Source organism: Pseudomonas sp. IT-P100 (assembly GCF_949767185.1).
Taxonomy (GTDB): domain Bacteria; phylum Pseudomonadota; class Gammaproteobacteria; order Pseudomonadales; family Pseudomonadaceae; genus Aquipseudomonas; species Aquipseudomonas fluorescens_B.
In genome coordinates this window covers 190151-209720 of sequence record NZ_CATKQK010000011.1, presented here as the reverse complement: position 1 = coordinate 209720, position 19570 = coordinate 190151, and the positions used below count along the sequence as shown (strand labels likewise).

Here is a 19570-nt window from a genome sequence, read left to right as displayed (position 1 = left end):
CGGGTATACTTCGCCATCCTTTACAAAAGCACTGGAACCGACCCTCGATGCCGAACACTGCCGTTGCGCTCGACCTGTTATTGCTGCCGACCTGGCTGGTACCCGTCGAACCCGCTGGCGTTGTCCTCAAAGAGCATGGCCTGGGCATTCGCGACGGGCGCATTGTCTTTATCGGCCCGCGCGCGGCTGCGCTGAAGCTTGACGCCACCGAAATCCGCGAACTGCCGGACATGTTGCTCAGCCCCGGCCTGATCAATGCTCACGGGCATGCGGCGATGACGCTGTTCCGCGGCCTGGCAGACGATCTGCCGCTGATGACCTGGCTGGAAAACCACATCTGGCCCGCCGAGACCAAGTGGGTCGATGAAGCCTTTGTACGCGATGGCACCGACCTTGCCATCGCCGAACAGATCAAAGGTGGCATCACCTGTTTCTCTGACATGTATTTCTTCCCGAAGGTTGCCAGCGAACGCGTGCATAACAGCGGCATTCGCGCACAAATCGCGATTCCGATCCTCGATTTCCCGATCCCGGGCGCCAGCACGGCGGACGAAGCCATTCGTCAGGGTGTTGAACTGTTCAACGATCTCAGGCACCACGAGCGCATCAAAGTCACCTTCGGCCCCCACGCGCCTTACACCGTGGGCGACGAAAACCTGGAGAAAATCCGGGTGATCGCCGAAGAGCTGGACGCGTCGATTCACATGCACGTCCACGAAACCGCCTTCGAAGTGCAGCAATCGGTCGAGCAGCGCGGCGAACGCCCGTTGGCCCGACTCGCGCGCCTGGGCCTGTTGGGGCCACGCTTCCAGGCGGTTCACATGACTCAGATCAGCGATGAAGACCTGGTGATGCTGGTAGAAAGCAACACCCATGTGATTCATTGCCCAGAGTCGAACCTGAAGCTGGCCAGCGGTTTCTGCCAGGTGGAGCGGTTGTGGCAGGCTGGCGTCAATGTGGCCGTCGGCACCGATGGCTCGGCCAGCAATAATGACCTCGACCTGCTTGGCGAAACCCGCACCGCCGCATTGCTCGCCAAAGCCGTCGCCGGCTCGGCCACCGCGCTGGACGCCCATCGCGCCCTGCGCATGGCCACCCTGAACGGCGCACGCGCCCTGGGCATCGAGGCGGAGGTCGGCTCGCTGGAAATCGGCAAAGCCGCGGACATGGTCGCGTTCGACCTTTCCGGCCTGGCGCAGCAACCGGTCTACGACCCGGTTTCGCAGCTTATATATGCCACCGGTCGCGACTGCGTGAAACACCTTTGGGTGGGTGGCAAGCAACTGCTCGACGACCGTCGCCTGACCCGTCTCGATGAAGAACAGCTTTGCGCCACCGCCAAGGCCTGGGGCCGGCGCATCAGCGGCCACACCGAATCGTAAGCACCCCGGGGCGAACCGCCGGGGCAACAGGATTTTTCAAGTTTTAGAGGATGAACCATGAGTAACGTCGACTACGCCGAAATCGCCAAATTCGAAGCCCTGGCCCATCGCTGGTGGGACCGCGAAAGCGAGTTCAAACCGCTGCATGACATCAATCCGCTGCGGGTCAACTGGATTGACGAACGCGTCAACCTGGCCGGCAAGAAGGTTCTCGACGTCGGTTGCGGCGGCGGCATCCTCAGCGAGGCCATGGCTCAACGCGGCGCGACCGTGATGGGCATCGACATGGGCGAGGCGCCGCTGGCCGTTGCTCAGCTGCATCAGCTGGAATCCGGCGTGAGCGTCGAATACCGGCAGATCACCGCCGAAGCCCTGGCCGAAGAGATGCCGGAGCAGTTCGACGTGGTCACTTGCCTGGAAATGCTCGAGCACGTACCGGACCCGTCGTCGGTGATCCGCGCCTGCTTCAAAATGGTCAAGCCGGGTGGCCAGGTGTTCTTCTCCACCATCAACCGCAACCCGAAGGCGTATCTGTTCGCCATCGTCGGTGCCGAATACATCATGAAGCTGCTGCCGCGCGGCACCCACGACTTCAAGAAATTCATCCGCCCTTCCGAGCTCGGTGCCTGGAGCCGCATGGCCGGCCTGACCGTCAAGGACATCATCGGCCTGACCTACAACCCGCTGACCAAGCACTACAAACTGGCCTCCGACGTGGACGTCAACTACATGATCCAGACCCTGCGCGAGGAGTAAGCAGATGCGTATCAGAGCAGTTCTTTTCGACATGGACGGCACCCTGCTCGACACCGCGCCGGACTTCATTGCGATCTGTCAGGCGATGCGTGCCGACCGCGGCCTGCCGCCGATGAATGACAAGCACATCCGCGACGAGATCTCCGGCGGCGCCAGGGCGATGGTTGCCGTGACCTTCTCGATGGACCCGGAATCTCCGGGCTTCGAAGCACTTCGCCTGGAGTTCCTCGAGCGTTATCTCGCGGGCTGTGCGGTTCACAGCAAGCTGTTCGACGGCATGGTGGAAGTACTGGCCGACATCGAAAAAGCCAACCTGATCTGGGGCGTGGTCACCAACAAGCCACTGCGGTTTGCCGAGCCGATCATGCAGCAACTGGGGCTGGCCGAGCGTTCGGCGCTGCTGATCTGCCCGGATCACGTGAAGAACAGCAAGCCGGACCCGGAGCCGTTGATCCTCGCGTGCAAGATGCTCGACCTCGATCCGGCCAGCGTGCTGTTCGTGGGTGATGACCTGCGTGATATCGAGTCCGGCCGCGATGCCGGCACCCGAACGGCCGCCGTGACCTATGGCTACATTCATCCGGACGATAACCCGCGGCATTGGGGGGCGGATGTGGTGGTCGATCATCCGCTGGAGTTGCGCAAGGTTTTGGATAGCGCGCTTTGTAGCTGCTAAACCGATGGTTTGCCGGAAACATAGTGGTGAGGGGATATATCCCCGTTGGGTCGCGAAGCGGCCCCAAACCGTTAATTGCGGCTGCCCCGCGGCCGAAGGGGGATAAATCCCCTCGCCACGGCAAGCCCGCTCGCCACTGGTTCGATGCACGATTTTGACGAGGTTTTTATGTTTGATTATTCCGCCCGCCCTGAATTGCTCAAGGACCGGGTCATTCTGGTCACCGGCGCTGGTCGCGGCATCGGCGCTGCCGCTGCGAAAACCTATGCCGCCCACGGCGCCACCGTACTGTTGCTGGGCAAGACCGAAGCCAACCTGACTCAGGTCTATGACGAAATCGAGGCCGCCGGCCATCCACAACCGGCCGTGATCCCGTTCAACCTCGAAACCGCCCTGCCCCATCAATACGATGAGCTGGCGGCGATGATCGAAACCGAGTTCGGCCACCTCGACGGCTTGCTGCACAACGCATCGATCATTGGTCCGCGCACCCCGATCGAACAGCTGTCCGGCGAAAACTTCATGCGCGTCATGCAAGTCAACGTCAACGCCATGTTCATGCTCACCAGCACGTTGTTGCCGCTGCTCAAACTGTCGCAGGATGCTTCGGTGGTGTTCACTTCCAGCAGCGTCGGCCGCAAGGGCCGTGCGTATTGGGGTGCATATGGCGTCTCCAAGTTTGCCACCGAAGGCCTGATGCAAACCCTGGCCGACGAAGTCGACACCGTGGCCCCGGTGCGCTCGAACAGCATCAACCCCGGCGCCACCCGCACCAGCATGCGCGCCCAGGCTTACCCCGGCGAAAACCCGCTGAACAACCCGACGCCCGAAGAGATCATGCCGGTCTATCTCTACCTGATGGGTCCGGACAGCACCGGCATCAACGGCCAGGCATTCAACGCCCAGTAACGCCGTGCGTCGCTTTTGTGCCGTGGCGAATTTTTGTCATGGCACTCAACAAGCGACATAACTGAAGGTCATGCCAGTCAAATAAATGCCATCCTGTTCGGCAAAAACCGCCGAAAAACGACACAGGCTATTGATTAACAAGCAATTTAATCCGAATGAAACGAATGGCACGAGTTTCGCTCTATATCTGCTCAGACACGCCGTGTGAAAGCAGACGGGCCGACGCTCGCGTCGATAGGTTACTAATCTTCGACAAAGCAGATTAGACTTGCGCCAAATGTCCTACGGGACTGATGGACCAGTACGACGCGCAGCCCAAAGCCGCTCTCACCCAGCCTGTAAGACAGCCTTACTGCTTAGGGGCGCACGCCATATGAAATCACCTTCCCAGACCAACGCAATTGACTTCGATAGCGCCAAATTGCAACGCCTGGGCTTTGGTCAACAGCCCCTGCTTCTGAAGCGGCCGGTCAGTCTTGCGCAAGTGCGCCAGCAACTGAGCCTGCAACTGCAAACCACGCTTGAGCCACAACGCATTCTCGGGCTCTTCTACCGTGAAATTCACCGACTCGTGCCGCTCGACGCCTTAAGCTACCAGCACAAAGCCAGCGACTTGCGGCTGGAGCTCGGTCTGCGCGGTCACCACTCGATCAGTTACACCCTCAGCCATGAAGGCGAGCACCTGGGCGAACTGGTTTTCCGCAGAAATCAGCGCTTCAGCGAGCAGGAGCAGGGCAACCTCGAGTCGCTGCTGTCCGCATTGCTGTACCCGATGCGTAATGCCCTGCTCTACCGCGCCGCCACCCAAAGCGCCTTGCGCGACCCCCTCACGGACACCGGCAATCGCATTGCCATGGACCAGACGCTGCAACGGGAAATCGACATGTCGCGTCGGCATCTGCAACCTTTGTCGCTGCTGATGCTGGACATCGACCACTTCAAACAGATCAACGATACCCACGGCCACAGTGCCGGCGATGATGTGCTCAAAGCCGTTGCAGCCTCGATCAAAGGCCAGTTGCGCAACGTCGACATGGTGTTTCGCTTTGGCGGCGAAGAGTTCCTGATTCTGCTGTCCAACACCGGCCGCGAGGCGGCGGCCATGGTCGGCGAGCGGCTGCGGTTTGCCGCCCAGGCCAAGGATTATCTGGCCGATGGCAAGCTGATCGAGCTGACCGTCAGCCTCGGCTGTGCGACCCTGCTGCCCGGCGAGTCAGTCGAAAGCCTGTTGCGCCGGGCCGACAGCGCGCTGTATGTGGCCAAGCGTGAAGGACGCAACCGATTGGCGATGGCGGGCTGAAGATTCGCCGGCGGGCTCGCAACCGTAGCGGCCCGCATTGACAGGAATCAGCGCACAGCGCCACGCAGTTCCCCGACCATCCCTTGCAACCTGGCAGGCTCTGCCGCCTCGACCGCCACCGCCGGCCCCGCCACCAGGGTCACCCGCGACCACAACCGACGGAACACGCCTTTGTCGGGATCGCGACTGAAGAAACTCCCCCACAGCCCCTGCAATGCCAACGGAATCACTGGCACCGGCGTCTCTTCGAGAATCCGCGTCAGCCCGCCCTTGAATTCGCTGATCTCGCCGTCGGTAGTCAGTTTGCCTTCAGGGAAGATGCACACCAGCTCACCGTCCTTCAGGTATTGGGCGATGCGCGTGAAGGCCCTTTCGTAAATCTGAATGTCTTCCTGACGTCCCGCGATAGGAATGGTCCCGGCCGTGCGAAAGATGAAGTTCAGCACCGGCAGGTTGTAGATCTTGTAGTACATCACAAAGCGAATCGGCCGACGCACCGCGCCGCCAATCAGCAACGCGTCGACAAAGGACACGTGATTGCACACCAGCAGCGCCGCGCCCTCATCCGGAATCGCCTCCAGATTGCGATGCTCCACGCGGTACATGGAGTGGCTGAGCAGCCAGATCATGAAGCGCATGCTGAATTCGGGGACGATTTTGAAGATGTAGGCGTTGACGCCGATGTTCAGCAGCGACACCACCAGGAACAGATGCGGGATCGACAACTTGGCCAGGCTCAGCAACACGATCGAAACAATCGCCGAGACCACCATGAACAGCGCGTTGAGAATGTTGTTGGCAGCGATCACTCGCGCCCGCTCGTTCTCCGGGGTGCGTGACTGAATCAGCGCGTACAGCGGCACAATGTAGAAACCGCCGAAAACCCCGAGGCCGAGAATGTCGATCAACACCAGCCAGGTGTGACCAAAGCCGAGGATTTCGATCCAGCCATGGCCGTTGACGCTGTCGGGAATTGAGCCGGAATGCCACCACAGCAACAATCCGAACACGGTCAGACCGAACGATCCGAACGGCACCAGCCCGATCTCGACTTTGCGTCCGGACAGTTTTTCGCAGAGCAGCGAGCCGAGTGCGATACCCACCGAGAACACGGTAAGAATCAGCGTCACCACGGTTTCGTCACCGTGCATCCACTCCTTGGCATACGCCGGGATTTGCGTCAGGTAAATCGCCCCGACAAACCAGAACCATGAGTTACCGACAATCGAGCGCGATACCGCCGAGGTTTGCCCCAGGCCCAGTTTCAAGGTGGCCCAGGATTGACTGAAGATATTCCAGTTCAGGCGCATTTCCGGCGATGAGGCCGCTGCCCGGGGAATGCTGCGACTGGCCAGATAACCCAGCACTGCAATGCCGATGATCGCCGTGGACACGATGGGTGCGTAATGCGCGGACGACATCATGATCCCGGCGCCGATGGTCCCGGCGAGGATGGCCAGGAAGGTGCCCATTTCCACCAGCCCGTTGCCGCCCACCAGTTCTTCTTCACGCAAGGCCTGAGGCAGGATCGAGTATTTCACCGGCCCGAACAGCGCCGAGTGCGTCCCCATGGCAAACAGCGCCAACAGCATCAGCGACAGGTGATCGAAGACAAATCCGAATGCGCCGACCGCCATGATCGCGATCTCCCCGAGCTTGATCAGGCGAATCAGCGCGTCCTTGGCGAACTTCTCGCCGAACTGACCGGCCAGCGCCGAAAAAAGAAAGAACGGCAGGATAAACAGCAGCGCACACAGATTGACCCAGATCGAACGATCACCCTCGATAGTCAACTTGTACAGAATGGCGAGGATCAACGACTGCTTGAAGACGTTGTCGTTGAACGCCCCGAGGGACTGGGTCACGAAAAACGGCAGGAAGCGCCGGGTGCGAAGCAGGCTGAACTGTGAGGGGTGACTCATCTTCCGTGTTCCTGAATTTGGGTAGAGAGTGGCGTGGATACCATTGTTGGAATGTCGATCGTCGATCCAGGCCACACCTTACCTAATCTTTGCCGGTTATTTGTTTAATCCTGCAATGCACGGCGAGACAAACAACTCGCCCCGCCATGCGCCCTGTACGGTGCGTTTGGCGACGATCAGCCACATCACGGCCAGCATCGCCACCAGCACACAGCCAAAGGCACTGAAAAACGTCAGGTTCAAGGTACTGGCCAGTTTCAACGTTGCCAGAGAATAGACGCCCAGCGGAAAGGTGAACCCCCACCAGCCGAGGTTGAAGGGTATGCCGGCGCGCAGGTAACGGCCGGTGATCAACAACGCGATCAGCATCCACCACAGACCAAAGCCCCACAAGGTGATCCCGGCCACCAGCCCCAGCCCGGCGGCGATCTCACCGATTCCCGGTAAACCGTTGGCGGCAAAGATCGCCGGTGCGTCGCCCCCCAGCAGCAACATCCCCAGCGCCCCGGTGCCAATCGGGCCGAGCGCCAGCCAGCTCGAAGCGGCCATGTTTTCGTGGGGCAGTTTGTGCAGCGCCATGCGCAGCAACAGGATCGTCAGAATGCTGAACGCCACCGGCAGGGAAAATGCCCAGAGCACGTAGCTGGTGACCAGCACCATCAGTTGCGAATGAGCGTCGGCCAGATGCGGCGCCAGCAAGCCGCCGCTGGCCGCCGCCACTTCCGCAGCCACCACCGGCAATAGCCAGACGGCAGTCATCTGATCGATGCTGTGTTCCTGGCGGGTAAACATCATGTAGGGGATCAGCACCCCGCAGGCCAGCGACATCGCCACGTCGAGCCACCACAGCGCTTCGGCAACATGAATCACGCCCTCGCCCCAGCGCGGCAGGCCGAACACCAGAAAACCGTTGATGATCGTCGCCAGTCCCATGGGAATCGTGCCGAAAAACATTGATACCGTGGAGTGGCCGAAAATCCGTCGTGCTTCGTCGAAGAACAGCACCCAGCGTGCTGCGTACAGTACCGTGAACACAGCGAACAGAAAGATATTGAACAGCCAGAGGGCTTCGGCAATCACTTGCAAGCCCGTGCTCGCGACCGGCAACTGCGCCAGCGCCAGCGCCAGAACGCCGGTGCCCATGGTCGCGGCGAACCAGTTCGGAGTGAATTGGCGGATCACCTCGCGCGGATGCTGCAAATGACTGAACGGTTTAAGGCCGGGCTTGGCGGTTTCAGAGCATGTCATGTCAAATTCCTCTCCTCGGTTGAGGTGGAATCCATGGTAGATCCGAATCGAATATCGATATAACGGGTAATATCTCTAACTATTATCTATTTAGCAGATATAGCATCAGACACTGCCTTCCGATTCGATCACCAATACCCTCGCCACACCCAGCGGATGCGCCACATGCTCGGTGCCTACAGCGGCGTAAAAGATATCTCCTACATTCAACATCACCTCTTTCTCCAGACCTACTTCGCGGTAGTGCATCTGCACCTGGCCATCGAGCACGACGAACACTTCCTGACCGTCATTGATGTGCCATTTGTAGGGCTGGTCGGTCCAGTGCAAACGGGTGGTGATGCCATTCATGTTCGCGATGTCGAGCGCGCCCCAGGCACGGTCAGCGGTGAAGGATTGGCTGCGGATGATTTTCATGGTCGGTCCGTGGAAATGAATGGCAGTGCCAAGGCTAGCGATCATTAAACATCGGCGCTACAGACTTTGATGGGCTGCTCACGCTGCAACGCCAATAAGGCACCGACAGACAGGATGATCAGCACCGCGCCATAACCGTCGGTGGTGGTCACCAGGCCAAACGTCCGCGTCAGGCTCCCCGCCAGCAACGATGGCAAACAGAACGCCAGGTAACTGAGCACATAAAATGCTGACATCAACCCTGCCCGTTCATGGGGCAGCGCCAGTGGTACCAGACTGCGCACCGAGCCGAGGAATCCGGCACCGAATCCGCAACCGGCCACCAGTGTGCCAAGGAAAAACAAAGGCAGGCTGGCGCTGTGCACACCCAGTAAAAGCAACACGACACCTGCTGGCAGGAAGGTGCCCCCCAACTTGAGAGCCTTGGCGGCGGGCTGGTTACGCAGGATGAAAATCATCAGAGCGCCAGTCAGTGTCAATGCCGCTACTGCCGCCCCACCCATCAGATTCGAGGTTGAACCGGTAGCGGTGCGCAACAGCGAGGGGGCAAGCGAGGCAAAAAAACCGCCGAGCGCCCAGGTCGAGAGATTCAGCGGCAACACCCGCCACAAAGTGGCGCGTGCCTGGGTCGGTACATGCAGGGTTGGGCGCAACGAGGCCCATGCCCCCGGCTGCGGACTGACGCTTTCCGGCAGGCGCCAGACGTACAGCGCCTGCATCACAAACAGCGCGAGCAGCACCCAATAGGTCAACTGCAACGGCAGCGGCGCAAACTCGGCCAGCAAGCCGCAGCCCATACCGCCAATCGCCATGCCGAGCAGCGGTGCAACGCTGTTGACCAGCGGCCCCTGATGGCGATCGATGTCGAGCAGCGCGGCACTCAATACGGCAGTGGCCATCCCGGTGGCAAACCCCTGAAGGACCCGCGCACTGATCAACCAAACTACGCTGTCAGCATTGATAAACAGCAGCATCGCCAGCAGGTTCAGCAGGACAGCCGTGAAAATGACCGGCTTGCGCCCCAGATGATCCGAAAGCGAACCGACGGTCAGCAGCGCCACCAGCAAACTGATGGCGTACACACCAAAAATCACGGTCAGGGTCGTTGCCGAGAATTGCATTTGCTCCTGATACAAGTGATACAACGGCGTCGGTGCCGTGGAAGCGGCGAGAAAACTCAGTAAAGTGATCGCCAGAAACCACAGGCTTGAACGGTTGGAAGCTGAATTCGACATGCGCACACTCCGCAAAAGCTAATTTTTTGCTTTTGCGGAGTGTGCTATTCACCAGCGCTTAAAGCAAATTATTAGTGTTAAGGTCCGATGCATGGCTATTAAAGAAGGTTTACGCCCTGGCGGACGCAGCGCCCGGGTGCAAGAGTCGATTCACTCGGCGGTCCGCGCACTTCTTGAAGAGCAGGACCGCTCCACCGTGACCGTCCCGCAAATTGCTGCGCGCGCAGGGGTTACGCCGTCGACCATTTATCGACGCTGGGGCGATTTGTCGACATTGCTGGCGGATGTCGCCCTGGCGCGCATGCAGCCCGATAGCGAACCGGCCAACACCGGCAGCTTGCGGGGAGACGTGCGAGCGTGGGCGGAGCAGTATCTGGACGAAATGAGCTCCGAACCTGGCCGCAACATGCTGCGCGATGTGCAATCGAGCCTGACGCCGGGCTTTTGCACATCGCTCATTGGCGGGCAGTTGCAAACGATTCTGGATCGCTATCCTGATCAACCGAAACCGAATGTTGATCGACTGATCAATCTGGTGGCGGCGCCTTCGGTGTTTCGCATTCTGTTTTCGGCGGCACCGCTGGAGGTTGAGGAGCTGCATCAGTTGATCGAGATTGCGTTGAGTCAGTGAGGGCTTCTTCGCGAGCAAGGACCACACATTTAACCGAGTTCTCCTATAAGCATGCAGTCGAATGTGAGAGCGGGCTTGCTCGAGCAGGGGCCTGAAAAAACACCTTGGATACATCTGAAACACCGCCTGCGACACCCCACCACGCCACGACCTTGGTCGACACTGACTAACGCAGACGGTCGTGCGAGACTGTCTGTCCGGGCGGGAGTCCCGGTATCTTTTGTCTGGAGTTCCCATGTCGCTGTCCAGCGGGCTGATCGCCGCCGTTGCCCTGGCCTATATGGCCATCATGTTCGCCATCGCCTTCTACGGTGACCGTCGCAGTGCGCCGTTACCGCCGCGGGTGCGCGCCTGGGTGTACAGCTTGTCGCTGGCGGTCTATTGCACCAGCTGGACGTTCTTCGGCGCCGTCGGCCAGGCCGCCGAACAACTCTGGTCGTTCCTGCCGATCTACCTCGGGCCGATCCTGCTACTGGTCTGCGCACCGTGGGTCCTGCAAAAAATGGTGATGATCAGCAAGCAGGAGAACATCACCTCCATTGCCGACTTCATCGCCGCCCGTTACGGCAAATCCCAGTCGCTGGCGATTGTCGTGGCGTTGATCTGCCTGGTCGGCGTTTTGCCCTACATTGCGTTGCAGCTCAAAGGCATCGTGCTCGGGGTGAACCTGCTGATCGGTGCCGGCGCCGACGCCATGGGCACTCGCGCCCAGGACACGGCGTTGATTGTATCGCTGGTGCTCGCGCTGTTTACCATCGTGTTCGGTACCCGCAACCTCGACGCCACCGAACACCACCGGGGCATGGTGCTGGCGATTGCCTTCGAATCGCTGGTCAAGCTGTTCGCGTTTCTGGCGGTCGGCGCGTTCGTGACCTACGGCCTGTACGACGGCTTCGACGACCTGTTCGATCAGGCGATGCTCGCACCGCGCCTTGAAGCGTATTGGAAGGAAACCATCAACTGGCCATCGATGGTGGTGCAAACCGGTGTGGCGATGATGGCGATCATCTGCCTGCCCCGGCAGTTCCACGTGACGGTGGTGGAAAACATCGACCCACAGGATTTGCGCCTGGCCAAGTGGGTCTTCCCGGCGTACCTGGCGTTGGCGGCCTTGTTCGTCGTCCCGATCGCCCTGGCCGGTCAGATGCTGCTGCCCAGCTCGGTGTTGCCGGACTCGTTTGTCATCAGCCTGCCATTGGCGCAAGCCCACCCCGCGCTGGCGATGCTGGCCTTTATCGGCGGTGCCTCGGCGGCAACCGGCATGGTGATTGTGGCCAGCGTGGCGCTGTCGACCATGGTGTCCAACGACATGCTGTTGCCATGGTTGCTGCGCCGCAATAACGCCGAGCGGCCGTTCGAAGTATTCCGCCAGTGGATGCTCTCGGTGCGCCGCGTCAGCATCGTGGTGATTCTGCTGCTGGCCTACGTCAGCTATCGCCTTTTGGGGTCCACCGCGAGCCTGGCGACCATCGGCCAGATCGCCTTCGCCGCCGTGACCCAACTGGCACCGGCCATGCTCGGCGCACTGTACTGGAAACAGGCCAACCGCCGCGGCGTGTTCGCCGGCCTCGCCGCCGGGACATTCCTGTGGTTCTACACGCTGGTCCTGCCGATTGCCGCCCACAGCCTCGGTTTATCGTTGAGCAGTTTCCCCGGCCTGGCCTGGTTGCACAGCAACCCGCTAAACCTGCCGCTCACCCCACTGACCCAGGGCGTGGTGCTGTCACTGGCCGCCAACTTCACCTTGTTCGCCTGGGTATCGGTGCTGTCGCGCACACGGGTTTCGGAACACTGGCAGGCTGGCCGTTTCATCGGCCAGGAGATCAGTGCCCGCCCCAGCGCCCGCTCGATGCTGGCGGTGCAAATCGACGATCTGCTGCATCTGGCCGCACGGTTTGTCGGTGAAGAACGCGCCCGTCAGAGTTTTATCCGTTTCGCTTACCGACAGGGCAAAGGCTTCAACCCGAACCAGAACGCCGACGGTGAATGGATCGCCCACACCGAGCGCTTGCTGGCCGGTGTGCTCGGCGCCTCCTCGACCCGCGCCGTAGTAAAAGCCGCTATCGAAGGTCGGGAAATGCAACTCGAGGATGTCGTGCGAATCGCCGACGAAGCCTCGGAAGTGCTGCAGTTCAATCGCGCACTGCTGCAAGGCGCGATCGAGAACATCACACAAGGCATCAGCGTGGTCGACCAGTCGTTGCGACTGGTGGCGTGGAACCGGCGTTACCTGGAGCTGTTCAACTACCCGGACGGCTTGATCAGCGTTGGCCGGCCGATTGCCGACATCATTCGCTACAACGCCGAACGCGGTCTGTGCGGTCCGGGCGAAGCCGAAGTGCACGTCGCCCGCCGTTTGCACTGGATGCGCCAGGGCCGCGCCCACACCTCTGAACGACTGTTCCCCAATGGTCGTGTGATCGAGCTGATCGGCAACCCGATGCCGGGCGGCGGTTTCGTCATGAGTTTTACCGACATCACCGCGTTCCGCGAAGCCGAGCAGGCGCTGACCGAAGCCAACGAAGGCCTGGAGCGGCGGGTCACCGAGCGCACCCACGAGCTGTCGCAACTCAACGTGGCGCTGACCGAAGCCAAGGGCACCGCCGAGTCGGCCAACCAGTCGAAAACCCGTTTCCTCACGGCGGTCAGCCACGACCTGATGCAACCGCTGAACGCCGCGCGACTGTTTTCTGCGGCGCTGTCCCATCAGGAAGACAGTTTGTCCAGCGAAGCGCAGAAACTGGTCCATCACCTGGATTCGTCATTGCGCTCGGCCGAAGACCTGATCAGCGATCTGCTGGACATTTCCCGCCTGGAAAACGGCAAGATCAACCCGGATCCGAAGCCGTTTGTGCTCAATGAACTGTTCGACACGCTCGGCGCAGAATTCAAGGCGCTGGCCCGGGACCAAGGGCTCAAATTCCGCGTTCGCGGCAGCACGCTGCGGGTCAACAGCGACATCAAACTGTTACGTCGGATCTTGCAGAACTTTCTGACCAACGCCTTTCGCTACGCCAAGGGGCCCGTGCTGCTGGGGGTTCGTCGGCACAAGGGCGAACTGTGCCTGGAGGTCTGGGACCGTGGGCCGGGGATTGCACAAGACAAACTGAAAGTGATTTTCGAAGAATTCAAACGCCTGGACAGCCACCAGACCCGTGCCGAGAAAGGTCTGGGCCTGGGCCTGGCGATTGCAGACGGGTTGTGCCGCGTTCTGGGCCACACCTTGCAAGTGCGTTCCTGGCCGGGGCGCGGCAGTGTATTCAGCGTCACCGTTCCGTTAGCCAAGACGCAAATCGCGGCGCCGGCCAACGTCACCGAGCTCAACGGCAAACTCCTGAGCGGCGCGCAGGTGCTGTGCATCGACAACGAAGACAGCATCCTGGTTGGCATGAACAGCCTGCTGACCCGCTGGGGTTGTCAGGTCTGGACAGCGCGCAACCGCGACGAATGTGCGGCCCTGCTGGGCAATGGCATGCATCCGCAACTGGTGCTGGTGGATTATCACCTGGACGATGGCGAGACCGGGACCGACTTGATGGCCTGGTTGCGAACCCGCCTGGGCGAGCCGGTGCCAGGCGTGGTGATCAGCGCCGATGGGCACCCGGAAACCGTGGCCCAGGTGCATGCAGCGGGGCTGGACTACCTGGCCAAACCGGTGAAACCGGCAGCGTTGCGGGCGTTGTTGAGTCGGCATTTGCCGTTGTAAGCCCAAAAGATCGCAGCCTTCGGCAGCTCCTGCAGGGTTTTGTGTACATCTGCAGGAGCTGCCGAAGGCTGCGATCTTTTTGATTTTACTCGGGCAACTCTGCCAACCCGTCCACATCGGTCATCGCCCGCTCCAGCAGGTCCGCCGGCAGGCTTTTACTCGCTCGCGCGCCCAGCAACTTGAGCTGCTCACTGCGGCTGACCAGATTGCCACGGCCTTCAGTCAGCTTGTTACGCGCCGAGCTGTAGGCCTTGTCCAGTTGCTGCAAGCGATTGCCGACTTCATCCAGGTCCTGAATGAACAGCACGAACTTGTCGTACAGCCAACCTGCCCGTTCGGCGATTTCCCGGGCGTTCTGACTCTGGCGCTCCTGCTTCCACAGGCTGTCGATGACACGCAGGGTGGCCAGCAACGTGGTCGGACTGACGATCACGATGTTTCGGTCGAAAGCCTCCTGGAACAGGCTCGGCTCCGCCTGCAACGCTGCGGAAAATGCCGCTTCGATGGGGACGAACAGCAAGACGAAATCCAGGCTGTGCAAACCGTCGAGCCGCTTGTAATCCTTGCCAGCCAGGCCTTTGACGTGAGTGCGTAGCGACAGCACATGCTGCTTGATGGCGATCTGGCCGATGGCATCGTCTTCCGCCGCCACGTATTGCTGATAAGCCGTCAGACTGACCTTGGAGTCGACAACCACCTGCTTGTCGCCCGGCAGATAAATGATCACGTCTGGCTGGAACCGCTCACCGTCCGGACCTTTGAGATTGACTTGGGTCTGATACTCGCGGCCCTTCTCGAGGCCGGCGTGTTCAAGCACCCGCTCAAGAATCAGCTCGCCCCAGTTGCCCTGGGTTTTCTGCCCTTTCAAAGCGCGGGTCAGGTTGGTGGCTTCATCGCTCAGGCGCAGGTTCAGCTGTTGCAGGCGCTCCAGCTCCTTGGCCAGCGAGAAGCGCTCGCGCGCCTCGGCCTGATAACTTTCCTCGACCCGCTTTTCAAACGACTGAATGCGCTCCTTCAAAGGATCGAGCAACTGGCCCAGACGCTGCTGACTGGTTTCGGCGAAACGCTGCTCGCGCTCGTCGAAGATCTTGCCGGCCAGTTCGGCGAACTGGGCACGCAATTCGTCTCGCGAGCCTTGCAGGTCGTTGAGACGCTGCTGATGGCTTTCCTGTTGCTCGCGCAGCTCGGCGTTGAGGGAGGCGGCCTGGGCGTCCAGACGTCGCAACTCAGCCTCTTTGCCGGCGCGTTCGATATTCCAGGCGTGGGACGCATCGCGGGCGTCATCGCGTTCGATCTGCAACAGTTCGACTTCACGGCGCATCGCGGCAAGGTCTGCCTGTTTGGCGGCGTTGGCCTGCCCCAGATCGGCAATCTCGTCGCGACAGGCTTCGAGCTGGGCGTTCAGTCCATCCTGGGCCAGTTGGGTCATGGCCAGGCGTTCTTCCAGCAGGGCGACATCCGACTGCGAGGCGCTCGCCCGGCGCTGAAGTTGCCAGGCCAATGCCAACAACGGCAGTGCAGCCCCCGCCAGCCCGAGCAATATGCTGGTCAAGTCCATCGCCATCGCCATTCCTGCCCATTCGATAAAGCTTGAAGGTTAACCAAGGTGTCAGGTCTTGGACAGCTCAGTCTTCGATCAGACCCAGTTCCTGTTGGGCGCGTCGATCCCCTGCCCGCGCGGCCTGACGCAAAAGGTCCTGGCCGATTCGGCGATCCCGGGCATTCCCGCATTCGCGGCACATCAACTGGCCGAGACGGCTTTGCGCGGCCACTACGCCTTCTCGGGCCGGTTGCTTGAGCAATCGCCCGGCGAAGTGTTTGACGTTGCTGTTTTCACCCAGGCGCGGGCTGTCGAGCAGCCACTCGGCCACACGCATCGAAAAGCGCTTGGGCGGGGTAACACGGGGAGGTGTAGAGGTTACAGAAACGGGTACTGAGCGAAACTTCATAAACCACTGTGGGGCAGATCGGAAGGCGCGCCACTCTACTCTTTTTTTCTTACAGGTAAAGCCTAAAAAAACCCGGCACGCCCGTGCTAGAGCAAGCGCTCGGGACAATCCACAGAAGCTGTGGATAACTCAGTGGACAACCGCCCTTGAACTCTCTCAAAGCCCTGTGGAATGGGGCTCGCAGTCAAACTGACGATTTTTTCACCAGTAAAAAAAAGCGATGTTTTTCATTGACTTAAATTTTGGTTGCAGGCACCCACTGCGCTGGAGGGCTAGATGACAGTGGGGTGACAACTCGCGCAACTTATGTGCACAAGTGCCTCCGAGACAGTTATATCGATGCGCTTTTTCGGCGCATTTTGTTAGCCGGTCTGGGGATAAACCCTGCCAAACCCTTGGTTCAGGCTTACTTTGACCCGATGAACGTCGCAGACCGACCGTCGGATTTTGAGCCATTACAAGGCGATCATGGCTGCCAATTAACACCTGCGAGGTGATACCAGAAGATGTTTTTGGCTAACACACTTCCTTTCTGCAATTCAATCCGTTACTATCCGCGGCGTTAGTACCAAGCTGAAAGTCAATTCTGGTCGAACAAATCCCCCCGATATGCCTTCCAACAGGAAGCATCAATCGAACAAGCGGGATCGACCACCTCGATGGTTTCCAGGTAAAACTTGCGTCAACACTGCCTTTGAATCGAAAACAAAGGGTGTTGCGAAGCTCATTTACTCTGACCGAACCAGCCTGCAATTGATCAGGATCTTCACCCCGGGCCCAGAACCTTTGCCCTTGATGTGTTGCCTGCCCTCCTAAGTACCTACCTGCCAGCCCAAGCGCGCCAATTTAATCAGCGCTTCAAACTGGCTGCTTTGTTCCAGTCGGGTTCTTCGTTCGACCAATGGTGGTCGTCGTCACTGGAACGTTTTAACTTTGCACGGTTCTTATCCGTGTCGCTTGTAGGAACACCCATTAAATGACTACTCAAATCCACACCCAGGATGCTATCCGCACCCTAACCAACGCTTTTGCCCCAATGAACTGCCTGATCATGGCCGCTCGCAAAGGCTGCTTCAGCTTCACACTGGTCAACGAACACGGCATCGCTCGTCACAGCGAACGCCTGTACCCCGATCAATACTCCAGCGCCGAGCCGCTGCAGGCTGTGATCGAGCGTACCCGTCAGGCACTGGTTGCCTGATACGCCGCAAAGGCTGAAAACCTCAGAAGCCTCGCTGAAAAGCGGGGCTTTTTATTGCCCGATATTTCTGTTTTCGCGCCCGCCGCGTAAGCACTAACCGATATAACGGTTATAACTGGCTGTCGGAAATATTTTAAAAACAGTCCTTTACAGCGCGAATATGACACTACACTTCAACTCAAGCGGCCTGAGCCGCTTCCGGCGAGCCTGATTCGATCCACCCGCTGCCAACGCTACCTTCAGGACTCGCCGACCACTTCATGTTCGAGGGTTTTATGGGTATCGCTGCCAGCGAACTGTGCCGCTATGTGATACGTCCGACATTGATCTACCTTGGGCGCCATAGCGCAACCGCCGAATCCCTGCTGCTGGGCATCGCCGCCAGTCAGTCAGCCTTGGGCTCCGCCCTGCACGATCGCCGTGGACACGGCCTGTACCGAATCGCCGAACCCCGCCACCAGGCACTCTGGGACCATTACCTGGCACTTGATCCGGAGCGCGCCAGCCTGGTCCGCGGCCTGGCCAGCCAGCATGCTTTCCTGAGCGGCCCGCACCTCGAACTGACCGTCAACCTTCGTTATGCCACCGCCATCGCCTGGCTGCTGGTCGAAGAACAGAACACTCCGCTTCCCGAAGCAGACGACCTGCTGGGAATGGCCCGCATCTGGCGCCAGACCTTCCAGCCTCAAGGACGCCTGAGAGACTTCACCTATGCCTGGCAAACCTGTGTTTCACCATTGAATCAGGTTGCCTGCTAATCCCCCCCTTTTCCGAAGATCGCGCAACACGCCGCGATTTGGTCGGATTGTCCTACAAAACCGCTCTAAATCAAGGCATACAGCCTATGGCGCTGGGACGAAAATGTTGGTAATTTTCGGCCCGGTGATCACCAAGAGTTCTAATAATGAAAAAAGTAATGCTCAAAACCACCCTTAGCCTTGCCGTTGCCGTGGCCTCCACCCAAATCTTCGCAAGTGGCTTCGCCCTCAATGAGCAAAGCATCAGCGGAATGGGGACAGGTTTTGCCGGGCGATCTTCTTCTGCCGACGACGCTTCCACCGTGTTTGGCAACCCTGCCGGTATGTCTCGCCTCAAGCGCGAACAAGTAACCGGTGGCGTTGCATTTATCGACGCACACACAGACATCAGTGATGCCAGTTCCCGCCCTAATGGTGGCTCCAACAAAGGTGACATGGTCCCTTTCATGGGCGTGCCTATGGGTTACTACGTCAAGCCTATCGACGATCATTGGGCATTCGGTCTCGGTGTATACGCACCGTTCGGCCTGGTGACCGACTATGAGAACAACTTTGCCGGTCGTTACTTCGGTAGCAAGAGCGAAGTCAAAATCGTCACCCTGCAGCCAACCGTCAGCTATGCCTTCAACGACAAGGTGTCGATCGGTTTCGGTCCGACCATCAACCGTATTGACGGCACCCTGGAATCGAACCTGTCGGCAACGCAGGCCCGTCCAGACGGCAAGGTCAAGATCGAAGGTGACGACACTGCGCTTGGCTACAACTTCGGTATCCTGGTTCAAGCCACCGATAGCACTCGCGTCGGCCTGACCTATCACTCGAAAGTGAAATACAAGCTCGAGGGCAACACCAAGGTCAACTACCAACTCTTCGCGCTGCAGGGTCAGAACCCGAGCCAGAAGTACGACGCGTCGCTGGACATCACCACGCCTGAATCGGTCGACTTCTCGTTGACTCATAAGCTGGACGACCAATGGACGCTCTACGCCGGTAGCACCTGGACTCGCTGGAGCCGCCTGAAAGAGATCTCCGTCGAGAACGAAGGCGTTCCAGCGGCCCTGCGCCCTCAGTTTGGCACCATCACCGAAGAACAGAACTGGCATGACACCTGGGCTCACGCCATCGGTGCTTCGTATCAAGTGAACAAGCAATGGGTCCTGCGTACCGGTTTCTCCGTCGATCAGGCGCCGACCAACAACGAGAACCGTTCCCCACGCATTCCGACTGGCGATCGCAAGATTTTCAGCCTGGGCGCCGGCTGGAGCCCGACCGACGACCTGACCATCGACGTCGCGTATTCGTACCTGGTCGAAGAGTCGGTCAAGATCAACGAGACCAACGCTCGCAACCAGAACTACACCGCCAAGTATGAAAACTCGGCAAACGGTTTCGGTGTGGGTGCAACCTACCGCTTCTGATGACTCACGGCGAGCCTGAACCGCTCGCCGCTTGAATCAAAAAAGCCCCGCGCTCTTGTACA

The 19570-nt window shown here is 59.6% G+C and carries 16 protein-coding genes; 10 read left to right on the top strand and 6 right to left on the bottom strand.

Going from position 1 to position 19570, the window contains the following annotated elements:
• The first annotated feature begins 47 nt into the window (after positions 1 to 47).
• The 5 genes from ACM6IQ_RS09155 to ACM6IQ_RS09135 all read left to right on the top strand — a co-directional run bounded on the left by ACM6IQ_RS09155 (position 48) and on the right by ACM6IQ_RS09135 (position 5023).
• Entirely contained in the window at positions 48 to 1382 is a 1335-nt protein-coding gene (locus ACM6IQ_RS09155; RefSeq protein ID WP_414878564.1) for a TRZ/ATZ family hydrolase, read from the top strand.
• Positions 1383 to 1439: 57 nt separating this feature from the next.
• Complete coding sequence (gene ubiG / locus ACM6IQ_RS09150; RefSeq protein WP_038982154.1) at positions 1440 to 2138, top strand: bifunctional 2-polyprenyl-6-hydroxyphenol methylase/3-demethylubiquinol 3-O-methyltransferase UbiG; 699 nt, start codon at positions 1440 to 1442, stop codon at positions 2136 to 2138.
• 4 nt (positions 2139 to 2142) lie between these two features.
• Positions 2143 to 2814, top strand: a complete 672-nt coding sequence (gene mupP / locus ACM6IQ_RS09145) for an N-acetylmuramic acid 6-phosphate phosphatase MupP (protein ID WP_017337291.1) — start codon at positions 2143 to 2145, stop codon at positions 2812 to 2814.
• A gap of 168 nt (positions 2815 to 2982) precedes the next feature.
• Positions 2983 to 3723, top strand: coding sequence for a YciK family oxidoreductase (locus ACM6IQ_RS09140; protein WP_008031809.1), 741 nt, complete (start codon positions 2983 to 2985; stop codon positions 3721 to 3723).
• Positions 3724 to 4096: 373 nt separating this feature from the next.
• Positions 4097 to 5023, top strand: a complete 927-nt coding sequence (locus ACM6IQ_RS09135; protein ID WP_017337290.1) for a GGDEF domain-containing protein — start codon at positions 4097 to 4099, stop codon at positions 5021 to 5023.
• Positions 5024 to 5070: 47 nt separating this feature from the next.
• Here the strand turns inward: ACM6IQ_RS09135 and ACM6IQ_RS09130 are convergent, their stop codons facing one another.
• The 4 genes from ACM6IQ_RS09130 to ACM6IQ_RS09115 all read right to left on the bottom strand — a co-directional run bounded on the left by ACM6IQ_RS09130 (position 5071) and on the right by ACM6IQ_RS09115 (position 9845).
• Entirely contained in the window at positions 5071 to 6945 is a 1875-nt protein-coding gene (locus tag ACM6IQ_RS09130; RefSeq protein WP_414878563.1) for an MFS transporter, read from the bottom strand.
• 96 nt (positions 6946 to 7041) lie between these two features.
• Positions 7042 to 8193 carry a TDT family transporter gene (locus ACM6IQ_RS09125; protein ID WP_414878562.1) on the bottom strand — a complete coding sequence of 384 codons (1152 nt, stop codon included), beginning with the start codon at positions 8191 to 8193 and terminating at the stop codon, positions 7042 to 7044.
• 105 nt (positions 8194 to 8298) lie between these two features.
• On the bottom strand, positions 8299 to 8610 hold the full coding sequence (locus tag ACM6IQ_RS09120; RefSeq protein ID WP_414878561.1) for a cupin: 312 nt from the start codon (positions 8608 to 8610) through the stop codon (positions 8299 to 8301).
• 44 nt (positions 8611 to 8654) lie between these two features.
• Positions 8655 to 9845 (bottom strand): MFS transporter, encoded by a 1191-nt coding sequence (locus ACM6IQ_RS09115; RefSeq protein WP_414878560.1) that lies wholly within the window; start codon positions 9843 to 9845, stop codon positions 8655 to 8657.
• Between the two features lie 91 nt (positions 9846 to 9936).
• On the opposite strand from ACM6IQ_RS09115, the gene ACM6IQ_RS09110 reads away from it, so the two are divergent.
• Together ACM6IQ_RS09110 and ACM6IQ_RS09105 are read left to right on the top strand one after the other, a co-directional pair.
• Positions 9937 to 10476, top strand: coding sequence for a TetR/AcrR family transcriptional regulator (locus tag ACM6IQ_RS09110; protein ID WP_414878559.1), 540 nt, complete (start codon positions 9937 to 9939; stop codon positions 10474 to 10476).
• A 235-nt stretch (positions 10477 to 10711) separates the two neighbouring features.
• Complete coding sequence (locus tag ACM6IQ_RS09105; protein ID WP_414878558.1) at positions 10712 to 14182, top strand: NahK/ErcS family hybrid sensor histidine kinase/response regulator; 3471 nt, start codon at positions 10712 to 10714, stop codon at positions 14180 to 14182.
• 85 nt (positions 14183 to 14267) lie between these two features.
• On the opposite strand, the gene rmuC is transcribed toward ACM6IQ_RS09105, so the two are convergent.
• Positions 14268 to 15632 carry a DNA recombination protein RmuC gene (gene rmuC, locus ACM6IQ_RS09100; RefSeq protein ID WP_193393023.1) on the bottom strand — a complete coding sequence of 455 codons (1365 nt, stop codon included), beginning with the start codon at positions 15630 to 15632 and terminating at the stop codon, positions 14268 to 14270.
• Positions 15633 to 15807: 175 nt separating this feature from the next.
• Entirely contained in the window at positions 15808 to 16131 is a 324-nt protein-coding gene (locus tag ACM6IQ_RS09095; RefSeq protein ID WP_017337282.1) for a sel1 repeat family protein, read from the bottom strand.
• Positions 16132 to 17107: 976 nt separating this feature from the next.
• Between ACM6IQ_RS09095 and ACM6IQ_RS09090 the strand changes: the two genes are divergently transcribed.
• The 3 genes from ACM6IQ_RS09090 to ACM6IQ_RS09080 all read left to right on the top strand — a co-directional run bounded on the left by ACM6IQ_RS09090 (position 17108) and on the right by ACM6IQ_RS09080 (position 19508).
• Positions 17108 to 17332: a hypothetical protein gene (locus tag ACM6IQ_RS09090; protein ID WP_008031832.1), complete on the top strand. Its 225-nt coding sequence runs from the start codon at positions 17108 to 17110 to the stop codon at positions 17330 to 17332.
• 275 nt (positions 17333 to 17607) lie between these two features.
• On the top strand, positions 17608 to 18090 hold the full coding sequence (locus tag ACM6IQ_RS09085) for a hypothetical protein (RefSeq protein WP_008033583.1): 483 nt from the start codon (positions 17608 to 17610) through the stop codon (positions 18088 to 18090).
• 146 nt (positions 18091 to 18236) lie between these two features.
• Complete coding sequence (locus ACM6IQ_RS09080) at positions 18237 to 19508, top strand: OmpP1/FadL family transporter (protein WP_414878557.1); 1272 nt, start codon at positions 18237 to 18239, stop codon at positions 19506 to 19508.
• Positions 19509 to 19570 lie beyond the last annotated feature (62 nt).

Bases quoted from the DNA above. Each gene is read 5' to 3' on its own strand.
- ACM6IQ_RS09155 (WP_414878564.1), top strand. From the start codon at position 48: ATGCCGAACACTGCCGTTGCGCTCGACCTGTTATTGCTGCCGACCTGG.
- ubiG (WP_038982154.1), top strand. From the start codon at position 1,440: ATGAGTAACGTCGACTACGCCGAAATCGCCAAATTCGAAGCCCTGGCC.
- mupP (WP_017337291.1), top strand. From the start codon at position 2,143: ATGCGTATCAGAGCAGTTCTTTTCGACATGGACGGCACCCTGCTCGAC.
- ACM6IQ_RS09140 (WP_008031809.1), top strand. From the start codon at position 2,983: ATGTTTGATTATTCCGCCCGCCCTGAATTGCTCAAGGACCGGGTCATT.
- ACM6IQ_RS09135 (WP_017337290.1), top strand. From the start codon at position 4,097: ATGAAATCACCTTCCCAGACCAACGCAATTGACTTCGATAGCGCCAAA.
- ACM6IQ_RS09130 (WP_414878563.1), bottom strand. From the start codon at position 6,945: ATGAGTCACCCCTCACAGTTCAGCCTGCTTCGCACCCGGCGCTTCCTG.
- ACM6IQ_RS09125 (WP_414878562.1), bottom strand. From the start codon at position 8,193: ATGACATGCTCTGAAACCGCCAAGCCCGGCCTTAAACCGTTCAGTCAT.
- ACM6IQ_RS09120 (WP_414878561.1), bottom strand. From the start codon at position 8,610: ATGAAAATCATCCGCAGCCAATCCTTCACCGCTGACCGTGCCTGGGGC.
- ACM6IQ_RS09115 (WP_414878560.1), bottom strand. From the start codon at position 9,845: ATGTCGAATTCAGCTTCCAACCGTTCAAGCCTGTGGTTTCTGGCGATC.
- ACM6IQ_RS09110 (WP_414878559.1), top strand. From the start codon at position 9,937: ATGGCTATTAAAGAAGGTTTACGCCCTGGCGGACGCAGCGCCCGGGTG.
- ACM6IQ_RS09105 (WP_414878558.1), top strand. From the start codon at position 10,712: ATGTCGCTGTCCAGCGGGCTGATCGCCGCCGTTGCCCTGGCCTATATG.
- ACM6IQ_RS09095 (WP_017337282.1), bottom strand. From the start codon at position 16,131: ATGAAGTTTCGCTCAGTACCCGTTTCTGTAACCTCTACACCTCCCCGT.
- ACM6IQ_RS09090 (WP_008031832.1), top strand. From the start codon at position 17,108: ATGACTACTCAAATCCACACCCAGGATGCTATCCGCACCCTAACCAAC.
- ACM6IQ_RS09085 (WP_008033583.1), top strand. From the start codon at position 17,608: ATGGGTATCGCTGCCAGCGAACTGTGCCGCTATGTGATACGTCCGACA.
- ACM6IQ_RS09080 (WP_414878557.1), top strand. From the start codon at position 18,237: ATGAAAAAAGTAATGCTCAAAACCACCCTTAGCCTTGCCGTTGCCGTG.